The sequence below is a fragment of the Pseudoxanthomonas mexicana genome (genome assembly GCF_010093385.1).
Taxonomy (GTDB): domain Bacteria; phylum Pseudomonadota; class Gammaproteobacteria; order Xanthomonadales; family Xanthomonadaceae; genus Pseudoxanthomonas_A; species Pseudoxanthomonas_A mexicana.
The window spans coordinates 16,287-32,800 of the sequence record NZ_PDWV01000035.1; the positions used below are offsets into that span (position 1 = coordinate 16,287).

16 protein-coding genes and 1 pseudogene are annotated in these 16,514 nt (G+C 66.5%); 8 read left to right on the forward strand and 9 right to left on the reverse strand.

The features are described from left to right. Nucleotides 1-2: 2 nt before the first annotated feature. Nucleotides 3-488, forward strand: a complete 486-nt coding sequence (locus CSC76_RS12870; RefSeq protein ID WP_142125875.1) for an asparaginase domain-containing protein — start codon at nt 3-5, stop codon at nt 486-488. A 125-nt stretch (nt 489-613) separates the two neighbouring features. Here the strand turns inward: CSC76_RS12870 and CSC76_RS12875 are convergent, their stop codons facing one another. Next, entirely contained in the window at nt 614-979 is a 366-nt protein-coding gene (locus CSC76_RS12875) for a GNAT family N-acetyltransferase (RefSeq protein ID WP_162110405.1), read from the reverse strand. A 451-nt stretch (nt 980-1,430) separates the two neighbouring features. Here CSC76_RS12875 and CSC76_RS12880 point away from each other — a divergent pair, with 451 nt between their 5' ends. Further along, nucleotides 1,431-2,201 carry an SDR family oxidoreductase gene (locus CSC76_RS12880; protein WP_162110406.1) on the forward strand — a complete coding sequence of 257 codons (771 nt, stop codon included), beginning with the start codon at nt 1,431-1,433 and terminating at the stop codon, nt 2,199-2,201. A 268-nt stretch (nt 2,202-2,469) separates the two neighbouring features. Here the strand turns inward: CSC76_RS12880 and CSC76_RS12885 are convergent, their stop codons facing one another. Next, a complete protein-coding gene (locus tag CSC76_RS12885) occupies nt 2,470-3,693 on the reverse strand; it encodes a serine hydrolase domain-containing protein (protein WP_238394969.1) in 1,224 nt (407 codons plus the stop codon). 10 nt (nt 3,694-3,703) lie between these two features. Then, complete coding sequence (gene hdhA / locus CSC76_RS12890; RefSeq protein ID WP_162110407.1) at nt 3,704-4,471, reverse strand: 7-alpha-hydroxysteroid dehydrogenase; 768 nt, start codon at nt 4,469-4,471, stop codon at nt 3,704-3,706. A 321-nt stretch (nt 4,472-4,792) separates the two neighbouring features. Here hdhA and CSC76_RS12895 point away from each other — a divergent pair, with 321 nt between their 5' ends. Then, nucleotides 4,793-5,236 carry a RidA family protein gene (locus CSC76_RS12895; RefSeq protein ID WP_162110408.1) on the forward strand — a complete coding sequence of 148 codons (444 nt, stop codon included), beginning with the start codon at nt 4,793-4,795 and terminating at the stop codon, nt 5,234-5,236. Between the two features lie 84 nt (nt 5,237-5,320). On the opposite strand, the gene CSC76_RS12900 is transcribed toward CSC76_RS12895, so the two are convergent. Further along, a complete protein-coding gene (locus tag CSC76_RS12900; RefSeq protein ID WP_162110409.1) occupies nt 5,321-5,536 on the reverse strand; it encodes a DUF4287 domain-containing protein in 216 nt (71 codons plus the stop codon). Between the two features lie 202 nt (nt 5,537-5,738). Here CSC76_RS12900 and CSC76_RS12905 point away from each other — a divergent pair, with 202 nt between their 5' ends. Continuing rightward, on the forward strand, nt 5,739-5,966 hold the full coding sequence (locus CSC76_RS12905; RefSeq protein WP_162110410.1) for a hypothetical protein: 228 nt from the start codon (nt 5,739-5,741) through the stop codon (nt 5,964-5,966). Nucleotides 5,967-6,089: 123 nt separating this feature from the next. Here the strand turns inward: CSC76_RS12905 and CSC76_RS12910 are convergent, their stop codons facing one another. Both CSC76_RS12910 and CSC76_RS12915 read right to left on the reverse strand, forming a co-directional pair. After that, nucleotides 6,090-6,329, reverse strand: a complete 240-nt coding sequence (locus CSC76_RS12910) for an alpha/beta fold hydrolase family protein (RefSeq protein WP_238394970.1) — start codon at nt 6,327-6,329, stop codon at nt 6,090-6,092. Nucleotides 6,330-6,346: 17 nt separating this feature from the next. Continuing rightward, nucleotides 6,347-7,282 (reverse strand): LysR family transcriptional regulator, encoded by a 936-nt coding sequence (locus tag CSC76_RS12915; protein WP_162110411.1) that lies wholly within the window; start codon nt 7,280-7,282, stop codon nt 6,347-6,349. 97 nt (nt 7,283-7,379) lie between these two features. Here CSC76_RS12915 and CSC76_RS12920 point away from each other — a divergent pair, with 97 nt between their 5' ends. The 4 genes from CSC76_RS12920 (at nt 7,380) to CSC76_RS12935 (ending at nt 11,171) form a co-directional block, all read left to right on the forward strand. Next, on the forward strand, nt 7,380-7,709 hold the full coding sequence (locus CSC76_RS12920) for a nuclear transport factor 2 family protein (RefSeq protein WP_162110412.1): 330 nt from the start codon (nt 7,380-7,382) through the stop codon (nt 7,707-7,709). After that, nucleotides 7,706-8,488 (forward strand): SDR family oxidoreductase, encoded by a 783-nt coding sequence (locus tag CSC76_RS12925; RefSeq protein WP_162110413.1) that lies wholly within the window; start codon nt 7,706-7,708, stop codon nt 8,486-8,488. The genes CSC76_RS12920 and CSC76_RS12925 overlap by 4 nt, the downstream gene beginning before the upstream one ends. Nucleotides 8,489-8,673: 185 nt before the next feature. Continuing rightward, nucleotides 8,674-9,456, forward strand: a complete 783-nt coding sequence (locus CSC76_RS12930; protein WP_162110414.1) for an alpha/beta fold hydrolase — start codon at nt 8,674-8,676, stop codon at nt 9,454-9,456. A gap of 128 nt (nt 9,457-9,584) precedes the next feature. Beyond that, nucleotides 9,585-11,171 carry a GMC family oxidoreductase gene (locus CSC76_RS12935; protein WP_162110415.1) on the forward strand — a complete coding sequence of 529 codons (1,587 nt, stop codon included), beginning with the start codon at nt 9,585-9,587 and terminating at the stop codon, nt 11,169-11,171. Between the two features lie 142 nt (nt 11,172-11,313). Here the strand turns inward: CSC76_RS12935 and CSC76_RS12940 are convergent, their stop codons facing one another. The 3 genes and pseudogenes from CSC76_RS12940 to CSC76_RS12950 all read right to left on the reverse strand — a co-directional run bounded on the left by CSC76_RS12940 (nt 11,314) and on the right by CSC76_RS12950 (nt 16,450). Further along, nucleotides 11,314-11,799 (reverse strand): hypothetical protein, encoded by a 486-nt coding sequence (locus tag CSC76_RS12940; protein WP_162110416.1) that lies wholly within the window; start codon nt 11,797-11,799, stop codon nt 11,314-11,316. 561 nt (nt 11,800-12,360) lie between these two features. After that, nucleotides 12,361-14,154: a S8 family peptidase gene (locus CSC76_RS12945; protein WP_162110417.1), complete on the reverse strand. Its 1,794-nt coding sequence runs from the start codon at nt 14,152-14,154 to the stop codon at nt 12,361-12,363. A gap of 503 nt (nt 14,155-14,657) precedes the next feature. Next, nucleotides 14,658-16,450 (reverse strand): annotated as a pseudogene (locus CSC76_RS12950) (S8 family peptidase). Nucleotides 16,451-16,514 lie beyond the last annotated feature (64 nt).

Sequence of the window (16,514 nt, forward strand, 5' to 3'; positions counted from 1 at the left end):
AGATGGACGAGCTGCTGATCGTCACCACCGGTGGCACGATCGACAAGATCTACTTCGACGACAAGTCCGACTACCAGATCGGCGACCCGCAGATCGGCATGATCCTGCGCGAGCTGGGGGTGACGTTCCGCTTCACGGTCATCCCGATCCTGCGCAAGGATTCGCTGCACATCACCGACGAGGACCGCGAGCTAATCCGCGCCACCATCGCCGCGCAGCCGACGAAGCACGTGCTGGTGACGCACGGCACCGACAGCATGGTGCAGACGGGCCATGTGCTGGCCTCCATCCCGGACAAGACCATCGTGATGACCGGCGCCCTCAGCCCGGCCCGCTTCCGCGGCTCGGACGCGGAGTTCAACATCGGCTGCGCCATCGGCGCGGTGCAGTCGCTGCCGACGGGCGTCTACATCGCCATGAACGGCCGCATCTGGGACCCGGCGAAGGTCAGGAAGAACGTGGCGGCGAACCGGTTCGAGGCGGTGTGATACAGACCGCCGGACGCAGGAGCCGCAATGAGGCCCGCTGATGCGGGCCTTGTGCTTTCACCGAGAGGGAATCGTTCTCCGACGCCTACGCTGAAAACCTGCCCCGACCCCGTGTCGGCATGCGCCTACGGCGGTGAAATGGCGAATGCGCAGAGGCTGGACGACAGCGGGACGGCCTTCGCACCCAGGGCCTCATAGAGCGAGATGGCCCGGTGGTTGCTGGCGCGCACATTGTTGATCACAAGCTCGCGACATCCCTCGTCACGCGCCTTCTGTCGCAGCCGTTCAATCACCGTACTGCCATAGCCGCGCGAGCGTTGTCTGGAATCGATCTCGATCTTCTCCAGCACAAAGCGCTCGCCCGACTCGAACCACCCATGGGCACGACCCACGCGGCGGCCATCGAGCCATGGCTCAATGACATAGTGCCGTCGCTGCTGGCTCTGCTCGAAGCACCAGTCTGTTTTCCATTGGAGAGGGGTTGCTTTCAATGAGGGTCCACTGGGCTGCGATGGCCGAATACCGGGTCACGCCGGGCCATGTCGCGGCCTGGGCAAAGGGCAAACAGGCCGGAAGGGGAGGCAGCATACCTGTCCCGAGCTGAATCGCCACGCAGCCGACCCGCCACACTCAGGTCACCCATGAAGGCCTTGTCGCAATGGGAGATGGGGGAGCATCGAACACGTCGCCCTGCATCGCGGAGATTCGCGCCCGCAGCGCCATCTTCAACGGATACCTGCATCGGCCAAGGGCGACGTGCGGGACCGAAGCAACCCCCGGACCGGATTGGCCCGCGTGGACCCGGAGGCCTGCCCGTGCATGTCGACACGGCATGCCACATCAGCAGGCGTATCGGCATGCTTGTTGCGGGCGCAAGAAACGGATATCGGCGGGTCGCACGGGCCGATAGATTCTCCCGACACAACAAGACGGGAGTTGCAGATGGATGTACTGGCGAAGAAAGTGGCCATCGTCACCGGGGCCAGCTCCGGCATTGGACGTGCGACGGCCAGGCTGTTCGCGAGAGAAGGGGCGCGTGTGGTCGTGAGCGGACGTCGTTCCGCCGAACTCGACGCGCTTGTCCGTGACATCGAAGCGGAGGGCGGGCAAGCGATCGCGGTGCCGGGCGACATCAAGCACGAGCAGGTGGCCAAGGCCCTGGTCGACACGGCCGTCGACCGCTTCGGTGGCCTTGACGTTGCGTTCAACAATGCAGGGATGGTGGGAAAGATCAAGCCCATCACGGAGATGTCGCTCGACGCATGGCACGAGATGCTCGATACGAACCTTGCCAGCGCGTTCCTGGGCGCCAAGTATCAGGTGCCCGCCATGCTGGCGCGCGGCGGCGGCTCACTCATCTTCACGTCCTCCTTCGTCGGCTACACGGCCGGCCTTCCCGGCATGGCGGCGTATGCCGCCAGCAAGGCGGGACAGATAGGCCTGGTCAAGGCCCTGGCGGCCGAGTACGGCCCGAAAGGTATCCGGGTGAACGCCGTCCTCCCCGGAGGCACCGACACGCCCGCCAGCCTCACCCATGCGCCGGACGCCACGCCGGAAGTGCAGGCCTTCGTGGAGGGCATCCATGCGTTGAAGCGCATGGCATTGCCCGAAGAGATCGCACGCTCCGTCCTCCATCTGGCATCGGATGCGTCGAGTTTCATCACCGGCACGGCCTTTCTCGTCGACGGTGGCGTATCCATCGCCCGCACCTGACATGCAAAGACGTCCGCTTCGGGTTGGCATCCGGCATCCGACGTGTCCGTCGGCGACCAGCCCCCTGCGGCCCCCGTGAGACGGGGGGTTCGCCGGCCCGTCAGCCGAGGATGCGGCGCCCCCACGCGTCACACTGCATCGATGGGCGCAGGCGCCGCCTACTTCCCGTCGCGGGACAGCAGGTGATCGGCCAATACCTGATAGGCGGGAAGGGACGTCGCATCATTGGCGGCATTGCCCGCCTGCGGGTGCGACGCGAAACGCACGATCACCATCTCCGCCTTCGGGTCGATGTAGAGGGTCTGGCCGTGGACGCCGCGCGCCGCGAATGCGCCATGGGCGTTGTGTGTGACCCACCACATGTCGCGATACGACCAGCCGACCAGGCCCGCATGCCCGGACGCGCGAATGCCGCGCGACTTCCTCCCTTGCGGATGTCCTCCACTACCGCACGCGGGATCAGCTGTTCGCCCTGCCAGCTCCCGCCGTCGAGCAGCAGCTGGCCGAAGCGCGCCATGTCGCGCAAGCCGGCGCTGAAGCCACCGCCGGCCACCGGCATGCCGGTCGCGTCCACCTGGAAGTAGCCGGCCTGCTCCATCCCGATGCGGCGCCAGATGCGTTCCGACAGCAGGGTTGCGACCGACGTGCCGGACGCGCGCGCGACGATCCAGCCCAGCGCGTCGGCATTCGGCGTCTTGTAGGCGAACGCCTCGCCCACCCGGCATCCGGGCTCGGGCTGCAGCGTGCGCAGGTAGGCCGTCGTTCCCACCACCTCCGCACCAGGCTGCGGCAATGGATTGCTGGCCTTGGCGTACTCCCAGATTTCCGCTTTCGGATCGGCGTAATCCTCGCTGTAACGCAGGCAGGTGGTCATGTCCATCACGTCGCGGACGCGCACATCCGCGAACGCCGACCCCGCGAGCTCCGGTACGTAGCGCGTCACGGGCGCCGCCGGGTCGATCACGCCCTCGGCGGCCAGCATCGCGGCCAAGGTGCCGGTCAACGACTTGGTCACCGACATCGCGGCATGGCTGCGGTCCTCGCGCAGCTCGCCGGCATAGAACTCGTACACCAGACGGCCGCGATGCAGCACCACCAGACCGTCGGTATAGTTGGCCGCCAGCGAAGCCTTCCAGGTCATCGGCGCGCGCGCCCCGGTGGGCGTGAAGCGGATCGCATCGATCGCGCCGTCCAGCGCCACCGGCAGCGGCACCGGCGCACCCAGCCCGCGCGACACCTCCACCGTGGGCAGGAACTCCCGCATGTGCACCACGCTCCAGCGCAGCGCGGGAAAGCGGAAGAACGACCCATCGGCCGCACTCAGGCGCTTGTCGGGCGGCGGCGGGAAGCCCTGCATCCAGCCCAGGACACGCGGATCGGATGCCTCGGTATCGGGCGCAGAGGTCGGCGGGGCCTTATCGGCTGCGCGTGACGGCCCGGACATGCTCAGCAGCACGAGTGCGAGCGCGACGGCGGCGAATGCGTGTGTCATGGCCTGTTCCTCAGTCGAGTTCCTGGACCCCACCACCCGAGACGGTGAGGATCTGTCCACTGACCCACGCCGCCGCGGGCGAGCACAGGTACAGCGCGGCATTGGCCATGTCCTGCGGTTCGCCCAGCCGGTGGATGGGCGTGTGCGCGAGCATCCGCTGCTCGATGTCGTGGTTGAGTACCGACGCCAGCGCCGCGGTACGGGTGGCGCCGGGTGCGATGCCGTTGATGCGCACCCCCAGGGGGCCGAGGTCGAAGGCAAGATTGCGGATCAGGTGGTTGGTGGCGGCCTTGGAGGCCCCGTAAGCGGCCATGCGCTTGTTGCGGTTCTCGCCCGCCATCGAGGTGATCGCCAGCATCACGCCGCCGCCGGCTTTCTGCATTTCCGGCGCGGCCAGCTGGGCCAGCCGGAACAGCGAGAACACGTTGAGGTCGAACGCACGGCGGAAGTCGGCCATGGGCATGGCGAAGGGCTTCGGCCCGCCGCCGCCGGCATTGCTGACCCGCACCGAGAGCTTGCCGAAACGGGCGACAGTCTCCCGCACCAGTGCCTCCAGTGCGTCCTCGCGGGTCACGTCGCAGGCCATGCCCAGCGCCTGGCCACCACGCGCCACGATGCCGTCGGCAACCGCCCGCGCCGCGCCAGCGTCGAGGTCGCTGGCCACCACGCCCGCGCCGGCGGCGGCGAAGGTCTCGGCGATCGCGCGGCCGATGCCCGCGCCGGCCCCCGTGACCACGGCCACCTGACCGTCCAGCCTGAAATCCGCAGGATCGAACATGGCACGCTCCTCGCAGCCGGCATGAGCCGCGGCTACTGTACGCCCACTTGACCGGATTGGCTTGCGCACGCTCGTCGTGCCGCCGGGCTCCATCTCCATCGCCTTCCTGGCGGGTGCGTTGATATCCATGGCCCGTCGTCTCCCCGCGTGCTGGGGTTCGTACGCTCACCCAGACCCACGCGACTGGCTGGCAGACGTCCGTGATGCCCGTTCCATTGAACATGTCCCGCCCCAGCGAGACAGGAGTGTCGATCCCCCCATCAGGGGATTCGTGAGCGGCTACACCCCGCCACACTGCACTCCCAGCGAACAGGAGCGACCATGACCACGACCATCCGCAAGAATGCCAGCTTCGGGGTGCCCTGGGAATCTTCCTACGGCTACGTCCAAGCGCTGCGGGTCAACAACACCATATTCGTCTCCGGTCAGCTTTCGCACACGCCGGAAGGCGAGCTGGTTGCGCCGGCCTCGCTCGGCACCGATGGCAGGCCGGCGAACTTCGACAGCATGGAAGCGCAGATGAGACGGACGTATGAGAACGCGCAGGTCCTGTTGACCCAACTCGGCGGGTCTCTGGCTGACGTGGTCGAGGAGACATTGTTCGTATTTGACGTTCCAGCGGCCTTCGCGGCCAGCGGGAAGGTGCGTCCCGCCGTCTACGGACAACCCGTACCGCAGGTCGCAAGCAATCTGATAGGCGTATCGGCGCTGGCTTTTCCCGAGCAGCTCATTGAGATCGCGTTCCGCGCCGAGATATCCGCGTAACACAAGCATCGCCCCTCAGGATTCGGAAGCCTCTTCAGGCGGCCGCTGCCCAGCGAGCCTCTGCGCGCGGGGCACGCGCCGCCGTTAACTCCCGCGCATTGCCCTGTGATACGCCACCAGCGCATTCGCATGGCCGTGGCCTATCTTGTGTTCCGACTTCAGCACGGCCACCTGCTCCATGTGCTTGCGGTCGCTGATGGCGTCCAGCACCTTGAACCAGTGTTCCACCGGCTTGCCGTACTGCTTCTCTATCGAGGGGAAGTAGGAAGCCGGGCCTTTCACTTTTTCGTTCGTCGTCATCGTCGCCTCTCATCGTGCCGTGGCGCGGCCGCCCCACTGGCTGCCGGGATACCGCCCTAGCCTGTTCGACGAAACTGCGTGCCCGGGATCGACATGCGGACACGCGGTCTGCAATCAGAGTCGGCCCCGTGTCTGTCCTTGCCATGCCTCATGAAAGGGCGTAGAAGGGTTGCGCGCACACTCTCGGCGCCTACGAGCGCCCATGATGGAACCGAAAGAAGCTTGCGAAGCAGGCGTTGCGCTGCGCATCGAATTTGCCGAACGCCGGAACGCCCTCGGTATGGGTTACGTGCAGGCGAGAGCGAACTTCAGGAGCGCGAAAGCGCCCTGCACCGTCTACGTCGTGACCCGCGAGCTACACGCCACGCCCGAGGCCGCCGAGGATGAGATCCTCACTATCGCGCGGCGGCAGGGCTGGGGCATCGTTTAGGTTTGGATCCCGCCTCGACCGGCACGTGCCTTTGACGGGATCCAAACACCTGCCACCCGGTTCCGGATTCGCGCTCTGCTTCCTTCCGGCCCGTGCATCGCAGGGCTGCCGGTCCCGGCGCGGTCACTTCGCCGTCTGAACCGCGTCCCGTGCCGCACGGTCGATCGTGTCGGCGACCACCTTGGGCTGCGTCATGAAGACCGCATGGCTGGCGGACACTTTGGTGATGCGCGCGTTGATGCGCTCGGCCATGTGGATCAGCATGGCCTGGTCGAAGGCCTTGTCTTCGGTGGCGATCACGGCCCAGCTGGGCTTGCTGCGCCAGGCCGCGTTCGTCAGCACCACGTAGACCAGGCCGGTCACCTTGTCGTGGTCGGCTGTCAGCGGAAACTTTCGGACATCGAGGGATCATCGGTACTGATGTCACGATCCAGCATGCAGTCGATGAACGCGCGAAGCGCGGGCAGCATGTAGCGCCGGCTCGAGTAGTAGAGATATAGACCGGGCATCGTCGGCGACCAGTCGGCAAGGACGCGCTTCAGGCGCCCGTCCCGCAGCGCCTCGGCGATGTCGTCGTCGTTGTAGGCGTACAGGATGCCGAGTCCCTGCAGCGCGGCGGGCACGATGATGTCCTGGTGGTTCGAAATCACCCGGCCCTCGCCGAAGACCTCGACCGTCTTGCCCTTCTTCGCGAATGGCCAGCCCGCGATCTTGCCGCTGCCGGGAAAGCGCCAGTTGATGCAGGCATGACGGGCGAGGTCGGCAGGCGTCTTGGGTTCGCCGTGCCGCGCGAGATATTCGGGCGAGGCGACCGCCAGCAGTTCGATGTCCGGCGTCAGCCGCACTGCCACCATGTCCTTCTGCAGGCGGCCACCCACGCGGATGCCGGCATCGAAGCCTTCGCCGGCAATATCGCTCAACGCATCGTCGATCACGATGTCGAGCACCACATCGGGGTTCGCCTTGGCGAACCGTCCCAGCCGCGGCGCGAGCACGCGCTTGGCCGCCATGCTCAGCGTGTTGATGCGCAGCGTGCCCGCGGCGCGCGCGCTCGTACCCACCGCCTGCGCCACGGCTTCGTCCATGTCGCGCAGCATTGGCGCCATGCGCTCGTGCAACCGACGGCCCGGTTCGGTTGGCGACACGCTGCGCGTGGTGCGGTTCAGCAGGCGCACGCCCAGCCGCGATTCCAGTTGGCGGATGGTCTGGCTGAGCGCGGACCGCGACAGTCCCAGGTGATCGGCGGCGCGGGCGAAGCTGGCCCGGTCGACGACGGCCACGAAGGCCTTCAGTTCCGCGAATTCGGTGCCACGCATTGTGTACTGATTCCTACATAGCCTGATCGGATCATAGGCGATTCTCTTACCCGGATAGACGGCTCAATCTTGTCCCACACCACCCCGGAGCCCCGCCATGAAAGAGCTGAACCTGCCCGAGCCCATCGCGGCCTACTTCGACGCCGACCGCCAGGACGGCCAGGCCGTCGCCCGCTGCTTCACCAAGGACGGCCTGATCCTGGACGAAGGCCATACCCATTCGGGCCTGGCCGCGATCGAAGCCTGGAAGACCGACTCGTCCGCCAAGTACACCTACACCGCCACGCCCCACGCGCTGGAGACGCAGGGACGCAGCTACACCGTGACCAGCCGCGTGTCGGGCGACTTCCCCGGCAGCCCGTTGGACCTGCGTTACCGCTTCACCTTGGAGCGCGGCAAGATCGCCACGCTGGAGATCGCGCCATGAGTTTCGATCTCTCGCTGGCCGGCAAGCGTGCTGTGGTCACCGGCGGCACACGCGGCGTTGGCGGCGCCGTCGTCGAACTGCTGGCCTCGTTGCGAGCGCGCATCGTGGCCACCGCGTCGTCGGCGCCGAAGCAGCCCATCGACGGCGTGCACTACGTGGCCGCCAACCTGGCCACGGCCGAGGGCGTCCGCACCGCGGTGGACGCGGCCCAACGGCATCTCGGTGGCGTCGACATCCTGGTCAACGTGGTGGGCGGCTCGTCGGCGCCGGCGGGGGGCTTCGCCAAACTTGACGATGGCGAGTGGGGAAAGGCGCTCGACCTCAACCTGATGGCGGCCGTGAGCATGGACCGCGCCCTGCTGCCGGCGATGCTCGCGCAGGAGTCCGGTGTGATCCTGCACGTGCCCTCGATCCAGCGCCGGCTGCCGCTGCAAGATTCCACCATCGCTTATGCGGCCGCGAAGGCCGCGTTGTCGACCTACAGCAAGGCGTTGTCGAAGGAAGTCACGCCACAGGGTGTCCGCGTAGTGCGCGTATCGCCGGGCTGGATCGAGACCGAAGCCTCGATCGATTTCCTCGGCGGCATCGCGGCCAACGCCGGCACGGATTACGAAGGCGCCAAGCAAATGGTCATGAGTGCATTGGGCGGCATTCCGCTCGGGCGTCCGGCCCAGCCGTCCGAGGTGGCCGACCTCATCGCCTTCTTGGCCTCGCCCCGCGCCGCGTCCATCTCGGGGTCGGAATACACGATCGACGGCGGCACCGTGCCGACGGCGTAAGCCGCTTCGCTCCCGATGGTCCCACTGCCCGCCGGCCACCCGGCGGGCAGCCGCGGCAGGCACGTACGCTCGATCAAGTTATTCGGACTTTACGTAGCCGATGGTTTCGCACGGACCTGCAAAGTGACCCTGCCGGCCAACGCCGCACCCCGAACGCCACCCACCACTGCCCCGAGGACACGACCATGTTCAAACTCATCCCCGCCGTGCTCGCCGCCGCCCTGGCCGCCAGCCTGTCTCCCGCCGCCCACGCCGACGAAGCCGCCCGCGACAGCGGCCCGGTGAAGAACGTCGTGCTGGTGCACGGCGCGTTTGCCGATGGTGCTGGCTGGCGCTCGGTATACGACGACCTGACCGAACGCGGTTACCGCGTGTCCATTGTGCAGAACCCGCTGACCTCGCTCGCCGACGATGTCGCCGCGACGAAGCGCGTGCTCGACCGCCAGGACGGTCCCGCCATCCTGGTCGGGCATTCGTGGGGCGGTACGGTGATCACCGAAGCCGGTGTGCATGACAAGGTGGCCGGCCTGGTCTATGTGTCAGCGCTGGCGCCGGACGCGGGCGAGACGACGGCGCAACTGTACAAAGGATTTGCGCCGACGCCGGAGTTCGTCATCGAAACCAGCGCCGACGGGTTCGGCTTCATCAGCCCGGCCAAGTTCAATGCCGGCTTCGCGCACGACACGACGGATGCTGACGCCGCTTTCATGCGCGATTCGCAGGTGCCCATCAACATGTCCGCGTTCAGCACCGTGCTGACGAACGCGGCCTGGCGCAGCAAACCCAGCTGGGCCGTGATCGCCACCGAAGACAAGGCCTTCGACCAGGCCATGCTCATCCACATGGCTGAGCGCATCAACGCGCGCATCACCAAGGTCTCCGCCAGCCATGCGGTCTTCATGACCCAGCCGAAGGTGGTGGCCGACACCATCGATCGCGCGGCGAAAGACGCGGCAAAGGCCAAGTAGGTACCTCCGGGACGCGACGGCATCCTCCGCCGTCGCGTCCGACATCTCTCCCCGCATCACCTTCCCCACAGCGGGCAGCGTCATCCGTGCTGCCTGACAGCCCCATGTCGCCCGGAGTTTCTGCCGCCATGCCCACTTCTTCCCCCAACGTCCCCACCTACGCTACCGACCTGCAATATCCGGGGCGCTACGACTTCATCGTCTGCGGCGCAGGTCCTGCCGGCTGCGCCCTTGCGGGCAGGCTCGCGGAGAATCCTGCCGTGAGCGTGCTACTGATCGAGGCGGGCGGCGCCGATGAACTGCCGGGGATCCTCGACCCGACGCAATGGCCGTCGAACCTTGGCTCCGATCGCGACTGGGCCTTTGTCGCCGAGCCCAATCCGCATCTCCATCAGCGCGCCATCCCGCTCAACATGGGCAAGGTGGTGGGCGGCGGCTCAAGCATCAACGTGATGGTGTGGGCACGCGGTCACCAGAGCGACTGGGATCACTTCGCCGAGGCGGCCGGCGACGAGGCGTGGGGCTATCGCGCGGTGCTCGACATCTACAAGCGCATTGAAGATTGGCGCGGGATGCCGGATGCCATCCGCCGCGGCTCCGGCGGGCCCGTGCATGTGGAAACGCCACCGCATCCCCAGCCCGTGGCCATCGCCATGATCGAGGCCGCAAAAGCCCTCGGGATGCCGACCTTCGACAGCCCGAACGGCATGATGATGGAAGGGCGCGGTGGCGTCGCACTTAACGACCTGATCGTGAAATCAGGCCGGCGCTCGTCGATCTTCCGCTCCTACATCTTTCCGAAGCTGGGACAGCCCAACCTGACGGTGATGATCAACGCCCAGGTCAGCAAGCTCGCGCTCAACGGCACGACGGTCGTTGGCGTCGACGTGATGCAGAACGGCCGCCTGACACGAATTGCTGCCGACCGTGAAGTCATTCTGTCGATGGGCGCGATCAATACGCCCAAACTGCTGATGCAGTCCGGCATCGGCCCGGAAGACGAACTGCGGCCACATGGGATCCCCGTGATCCAGTCGTTGCCGGGCGTCGGACGCAACCATCAGGACCATGTGTCGTTCGGCTGCCTGTTCGAGTCGAGCGCGCCGGTCGGCGTGGGTAATGGCGGCTCGGAGGCCACGCTGTACTGGAAGACGGATGCCGCCCTCACCTCGCCCGACGTCTTTCATTGCCAATTGGAGTTTCCGGTACCCACACCGGAAACCGCGCATCGCGGTGTGCCCGAACACGGCTGGATGACGTTCGCCGGACTGTCCCATCCCAAGAGCCGTGGCTCGCTGCACCTCACCGGAGCCGACGCCAGCGCGCCCGTCCGCATCGAAGCGAACACGCTCTCGCATCCCGATGATCTTCGCGGTGCCATGGCAACCGTCGCGCTGGCGCGGGAGATGGCCCACGCTTCACCGTTCAAGCGGTTGCTGAAGCGCGAAGCCATGCCGGGAAACCTGGCTTCGTCCGATCTGGAAGCCTATCTCCGTGACGCGGCGGTGACCTTCTGGCACCAGGCCTGCACGGCGAAGATGGGACGCGACACGATGTCGGTGGTTGATAACAAGCTGCAGGTCTACGGTATCGGGCGACTGCGGATAGCGGATGCATCGATCATGCCCGACGTGCCCAGCGGCAACACCATGGCGCCGTGCGTCGTCATTGGCGAGCGGGCGGCGGAGATCATCAAGACGGAGCACGGGATCTGAAAGACTGCGTTGTGTCCGCTCCGGCCAGAGGCGGACGTTGGACGTGGCGGGTAGAGTTCACCTCACCAGATGGAAACCGGCCATGTGGAAACAGAACGGCCCCGCATCGCGGAGCCGTTGCTTTCCATCACCCAGCAACGGGCTACCCGTTGCCGCCACTCCCTCCTCCCGGCTCCTCCGTCCCCTGCCGGCTGATGCGCCACCGCGCGCCCAGGTTGCGGCGGGCTTCGTCCAGGCCCTTGCCCTTGCCGGCCACCTTCAGCACCCCGTACACCTCCAGCGCGGCGGCCATCAGGTCGCTACCCAGCGCCATCTCGGTGTCGGTCACGCGCTGGTAGAGATGGGCGATACGAAGGATGCGCGGGCGGAGCAGGTCCAGCGCCTGCTGGTCGCGCTGGAAGCCCTCGATGTCGAAGTCGCGCGCCATGATGCCGGCATGCTGCTGCGCCACGTTGAGCGCGGCGCGGCAGAAGGCTTCGGACTTCTCGCCCATCTTGGTCAGCCCACGCCGCTGTTCCGGCGTCAGCGAGATCAGGCCGGCCAGGCTGTTCTCCATCTGGAGGATAGCGGCGTCCAGCGGGTCCAGGACGGAGGTGTCTATCTGAAAGTCCACGAGGTTCTGACTCATTGTCGCTCCTTGATTCCATGTCAGGTGATGCCGCCGTATCCGACGGCACGACCACGCTAACCCCTCGCGGGTGTGCATCCAAGCGATAGCGACGGGAAATGACTAACAATAGAAGCGCCCTTCGATGTCACGCTCAGAACGGACCACGATGGCGCCGTACATTTGTGACAAATCGAACCAGAAAGGTGCGCCCGCACCGTTCTTATGTGCGATGACGAAGAATTTTTCTCCGATGGCGCCGTTGTTTTCTTCGACGCCCAGGAAATGTTCTTCGATACCGCTGTTTTATTGTGAGACGGCGATGAAATTTTCATCACTGTCGAAGCGCAAAGGTGAGACGACGCAGAAGATGTGTCTGCCGTCGAAGTTTTTTTCTTCGGTCGCGACGTTATTCCGGACGATGGCGCACCTGCGAGGTGCACTCTCGATGCTCGGCGCTGCGACAGGGGTGAAAATGGCCTCGATATCACAGAAGCGCGGTGCGCCGGCCCCAAAGAAAGGAACCCCGGCCAAGGCCGGGGTTCTTCCTGCACGTCCATGTGCATCCCCTCGGGGGAATCCTCAGAATGTGATGCTCCAGCTGTTGATGTAGCCGGTGTCGATGCTGGCACGGTCGCGGGCGCGCAGGCGCCAGCTGCCGTTGAGCGCCTCGCTGGACAGGTTGACCGTGTAGGTCTGGTTGATGTTGTCGGCGCTGCCGCCGCTGCGGTTGTGCAGCACGTACACCGAACCATCGGGTGCGATCAGGTCCACGATCAGGTCGCCGATGTAGGTGTGGACGATGTTCACCGCCACCTGTGCGTTGCTGGGCGCATTGCCGGTCCGTCCCGACACGGCGATGGTGCTGGTCACGCCGGTGTTGTTGTTGTCCGGAATGCTCACATCGGTGCCGTTGGTGTAGGTCTGGGTGCCCGGATCCGGATCGGGGTCACCCCCCTGCACCGCCGTCACCGCGCCATCCGCATTGGCGATGCCCGCACCGCACCCGCCCGAGCACGTGCCGGGCAGCGGACGCGCCGTGCTCTTCAACGTGCTCTCCACCTGCGCCGGCGTCAGCGGAGACGCGGCCGCCGCCTGCATCAGTGCGACCACGCCGGCCACGTGCGGTGCCGCCATCGACGTGCCGTTGTACGACGCGTAGCTGGCGCTGCCCGGCGTGGTGGTGCCGGTGTTGAGCGTGGACAGGATGCTCTGCCCCGGCGCGGAGATGTCGATGCCCGTGCCGTAATTGGAGAAGCTGGCGCGCGAACCGGCCGAGGTCGTCGCCGCCACGGCGATGACGTTGGGGCAGTTGGCGGGAACCGAACTGGACACGTTGGTGTTGCTGTTGCCGGCCGCCACCACCACCGTGGTGCCGCGGCCCACGGCGCCGTTGATCGCGTTCTGGTACGTGGTGGAGCAGGTGCCGCCGCCGCCCAGCGACAGGTTGATCACTTCGGCCGGGTTGGCATTGGCGGGCACGCCGCTGACCGTACCGCCGGAAGCCCAGGTGATCGCGTCGGCGATGTCCGAGGTGTAGCCGCCGCAGCGACCCAGCACGCGTACCGGCACCACCTTGGCGCCGAACGCGGTGCCGGCCACGCCACTGGCGTTGTTGGTCACCGCCGCCACCGTGCCGGCCACATGGGTGCCGTGCCAGCTGGAATTGGTCACCGGCGAACCGCTGTAGCACTCGCCCGCCACCGGGTTCCAGTCGCCTTCGTCGTTGGGGTTCGAATCGCGGCCGTTGCCGTCGCGCGAGACGAACGTATCGCTGATGAAGTCGTAGCCCGGCAGGAGGTTGGCGTTGAGGTCGGCATGGTTGGTGATGCCGGTGTCGATGACCGCCACCACCACGCCCGCGCCGGGGGACTTGTCCCACGCCGGCCGCACGTTGATGCCCGCTGCCGTGGTGCCGAAGCCCCACTGCTCGGAGAAGCGCGTGTCGTTGGGCGTCAGCACCGCGTACATGCGCTGGTCCACTTCCACGTAGTCGACGTTGGGATCGGCGGCCAGCTGGCGCATCAGCGATTCGGCTTCCACCCGGTCCAGCTTGCGGTCGGCGCGCACGACGTCCGCGCCGCTGGCGGCCAGCCGGCGCAGCTTCTGCAGGCCCAGCGAGCGGCCACCGCGCTTGGCCACGCCGGTACTGGCCGCGTTGGTCAGCGAGCGTTGCAGCTGCGTCGCGTTGGTGCTCTCGGTACTGCCGTCGCGGTACTTCACGATGAAGCGGTCGTAGCCGCCCGGTTCTTCCGCCTGCAGGCCGCTCATGTCCACACGGCCGGCCATCGCCGGCAACGCGTACAGGGACATCAGCACCGCCGACGACAGGCACAGCAGGCGAACTCGCGAACCACGCTTTGCAAATCCAGACATCAGACTCTCCCTCAAAGGTTGAAAGCCGCGAATGCGGCAAGAGCCCGGTCGGGGCGCGGAGACTGGCACGGGAGGGCGTAGCGGACTGCCGCGTTCGACCGGGCGACACGCCGTGCAACGCATGGCGTACGACGACGCTAGCGGAGCGCGCCCACATGAATCAGCGATGAAAGCCACACTTCATCGCACAATGTTTCAAACGTAATCGCCGGGATACACGCATGAAGTGGAAGCCACCGGTGGACACCGTTTCGTAGATTCATTTACGTGCTGAATGCGTGAAAAGCGCGAATTTTTTATTCGTGCGCACATCGTTTTCGTACGCAAAAAAGCCCGCGCGAGGCGGGCCCTTTTCGATGCGGCGACAAGGCCTGGATCAGTCGCGCAGCTTCACCCACCAGCCATGGTGGCCTGACAGACCCGGGATGTCTTCTTACAAGAGAAGCCCCGGCCAAGGCCGGGGCTTCTTATGCACGTCCCTGTGCGTCCCCTCGGGGGAATCCTCAGAAGGTGATGCTCCAGCTGTTGATGTAGCCGGTATCCCTCTTGGACCTATCGCGGGCGCGCAGGCGCCAGCTGCCGTTGAGCGCTTCGCTGGACAGGTTCACCGTGTAGGTCTGGTTGATGTTGTCGGCGCTGCCGCCCGTGCGGTTATGCAGCACGTACACCGAACCATCGGGTGCGATCAGGTCCACGATCAGGTCACCGATGTAGGTGTGCACGATGTTCACCGCCACCTGCGCGTTGCTGGGCGCATTGCCGGTCCGTCCCGACACGGCGATGGTGCTGCTCACGCCGGTGCTGTTGTTGTCCGGAATGCTCACGTCGGTGCCGTTGGTGTAGGTCTGCGTGCCCGGGTCCGGATCGGGACCGCCGCCCTGCACCGCCGTCACCGCGCCATCCGCATTGGCGATGCCCGCGCCGCACCCGCCCGAGCAGCTGCCGGGCAACGGACGCGCCGTGCTCTTCAGCGTGCTTTCCACCGCTGCCGGCGTCAGCGGGGACGCGGCCGCGGCCTGCATCAGCGCGACCACGCCGGCCACGTGCGGCGCCGCCATCGAAGTGCCGTTGTACGAGGCATAGCTGGCGCTGCCCGGCGTGGTGGTGCCGGTGTTGAGCGTGGACAGGATGCTCTGCCCCGGTGCGGCGATGTCGATGCCCGTGCCGTAGTTGGAGAAGCTGGCACGCGAACCGGCCGAGGTCGTCGCCGCCACGGCGATGACGTTGGGGCAGTTCGCAGGCACGGCGTTGGACACGTTGACGTTGCTGTTGCCGGCCGCCACCACCACCGTGGTGCCGCGGCCCACGGCGCCATTGATCGCGTTCTGGTAGGTGGTGGAGCAGGTGCCGCCGCCACCCAGCGACAGGTTGATCACTTCGGCCGGGTTGGCGTTGGCGGGTACGCCGCTGACCGTACCGCCGGAGGCCCAGGTGATCGCGTCGGCGATATCCGAGGTCAGCCTCCGCAGCGGCCCAGCACGCGCACCGGCACCACCTTGGCGCCGAAAGCGGTGCCGGCCACGCCGGCAGCGTTGTTGGTGACCGCCGCCACCGTGCCGGCCACGTGCGTGCCGTGCCAGCTGGAGTTCGTGACGGGGGAGTTGAGATAGCACTCGCCTGCCACCGGGTTCCAGTCGCCTTCGTCGTTGGGGTTGGCAGCGCGGCCGTCGCCGTCGCGCGAGACGAACGTGTCGCTGATGAAGTCGTAGCCCGGCAGGAGGTTGGCGTTGAGGTCGGCATGATTGGTGATGCCGGTGTCGATGACCGCCACGACTACGCCCGCACCGGTGGACTTGTCCCACGCCGGCTGCACGTTGATGCCCGCCGCCGTGGTGCTGAAGCCCCACTGCTCGGAGAAGCGCGTGTCGTTGGGCGTCAGCACTGCGTACATGCGCCGGTCGACTTCCACGTATTCCACGTTGGGATCGGCGGCCAGCTGGCGCATCAACGATTCGGCTTCCACCCGGTCCAGCTTGCGGTCGGCGCGCACGACGTCCGCGCCACCGGCCGCCAGCCGGCGCAACTTCTGCAGGCCCAGCGCGCGGCCAGCGCGCTTGGCCACGCCGGTGCTGGCCGCGTTGGTCAGCGAGCGCTGCAGCTGCGTCGCGTTGGTGCTTTCGGCACTGCCGTCGCGGTACTTCACGATGAAGCGGTCGTAGCCACCCGGCTGTTCCACCTGCAGGCCGCTCATGTCCACGCGACCGGCCATCGCCGGCAACGCGTACAGCGATGCCAGCACGGCAGACGACAGGCACAGCAGGCGAACTCGCGAACTACGCTTTGCAAATCCAGACATCAGCTTCTCCCGAAAATGTTGAAAGAACCGCGAACGCGGCAAAGGTCCGGACGGGACGCAAAAG

Coding starts and splice junctions, on each gene's coding strand:
- CSC76_RS12885 (WP_238394969.1), bottom strand. CDS start 3,693: ATGACACACGCATTCGCCGCCGTCGCGCTCGCACTCGTGCTGCTGAGC.
- CSC76_RS12870 (WP_142125875.1), top strand. CDS start 3: ATGGACGAGCTGCTGATCGTCACCACCGGTGGCACGATCGACAAGATC.
- CSC76_RS12930 (WP_162110414.1), top strand. CDS start 8,674: ATGTTCAAACTCATCCCCGCCGTGCTCGCCGCCGCCCTGGCCGCCAGC.
- CSC76_RS12905 (WP_162110410.1), top strand. CDS start 5,739: ATGATGGAACCGAAAGAAGCTTGCGAAGCAGGCGTTGCGCTGCGCATC.
- hdhA (WP_162110407.1), bottom strand. CDS start 4,471: ATGTTCGATCCTGCGGATTTCAGGCTGGACGGTCAGGTGGCCGTGGTC.
- CSC76_RS12895 (WP_162110408.1), top strand. CDS start 4,793: ATGACCACGACCATCCGCAAGAATGCCAGCTTCGGGGTGCCCTGGGAA.
- CSC76_RS12925 (WP_162110413.1), top strand. CDS start 7,706: ATGAGTTTCGATCTCTCGCTGGCCGGCAAGCGTGCTGTGGTCACCGGC.
- CSC76_RS12920 (WP_162110412.1), top strand. CDS start 7,380: ATGAAAGAGCTGAACCTGCCCGAGCCCATCGCGGCCTACTTCGACGCC.
- CSC76_RS12900 (WP_162110409.1), bottom strand. CDS start 5,536: ATGACGACGAACGAAAAAGTGAAAGGCCCGGCTTCCTACTTCCCCTCG.
- CSC76_RS12945 (WP_162110417.1), bottom strand. CDS start 14,154: ATGTCTGGATTTGCAAAGCGTGGTTCGCGAGTTCGCCTGCTGTGCCTG.
- CSC76_RS12940 (WP_162110416.1), bottom strand. CDS start 11,799: ATGAGTCAGAACCTCGTGGACTTTCAGATAGACACCTCCGTCCTGGAC.
- CSC76_RS12880 (WP_162110406.1), top strand. CDS start 1,431: ATGGATGTACTGGCGAAGAAAGTGGCCATCGTCACCGGGGCCAGCTCC.
- CSC76_RS12935 (WP_162110415.1), top strand. CDS start 9,585: ATGCCCACTTCTTCCCCCAACGTCCCCACCTACGCTACCGACCTGCAA.
- CSC76_RS12915 (WP_162110411.1), bottom strand. CDS start 7,282: ATGCGTGGCACCGAATTCGCGGAACTGAAGGCCTTCGTGGCCGTCGTC.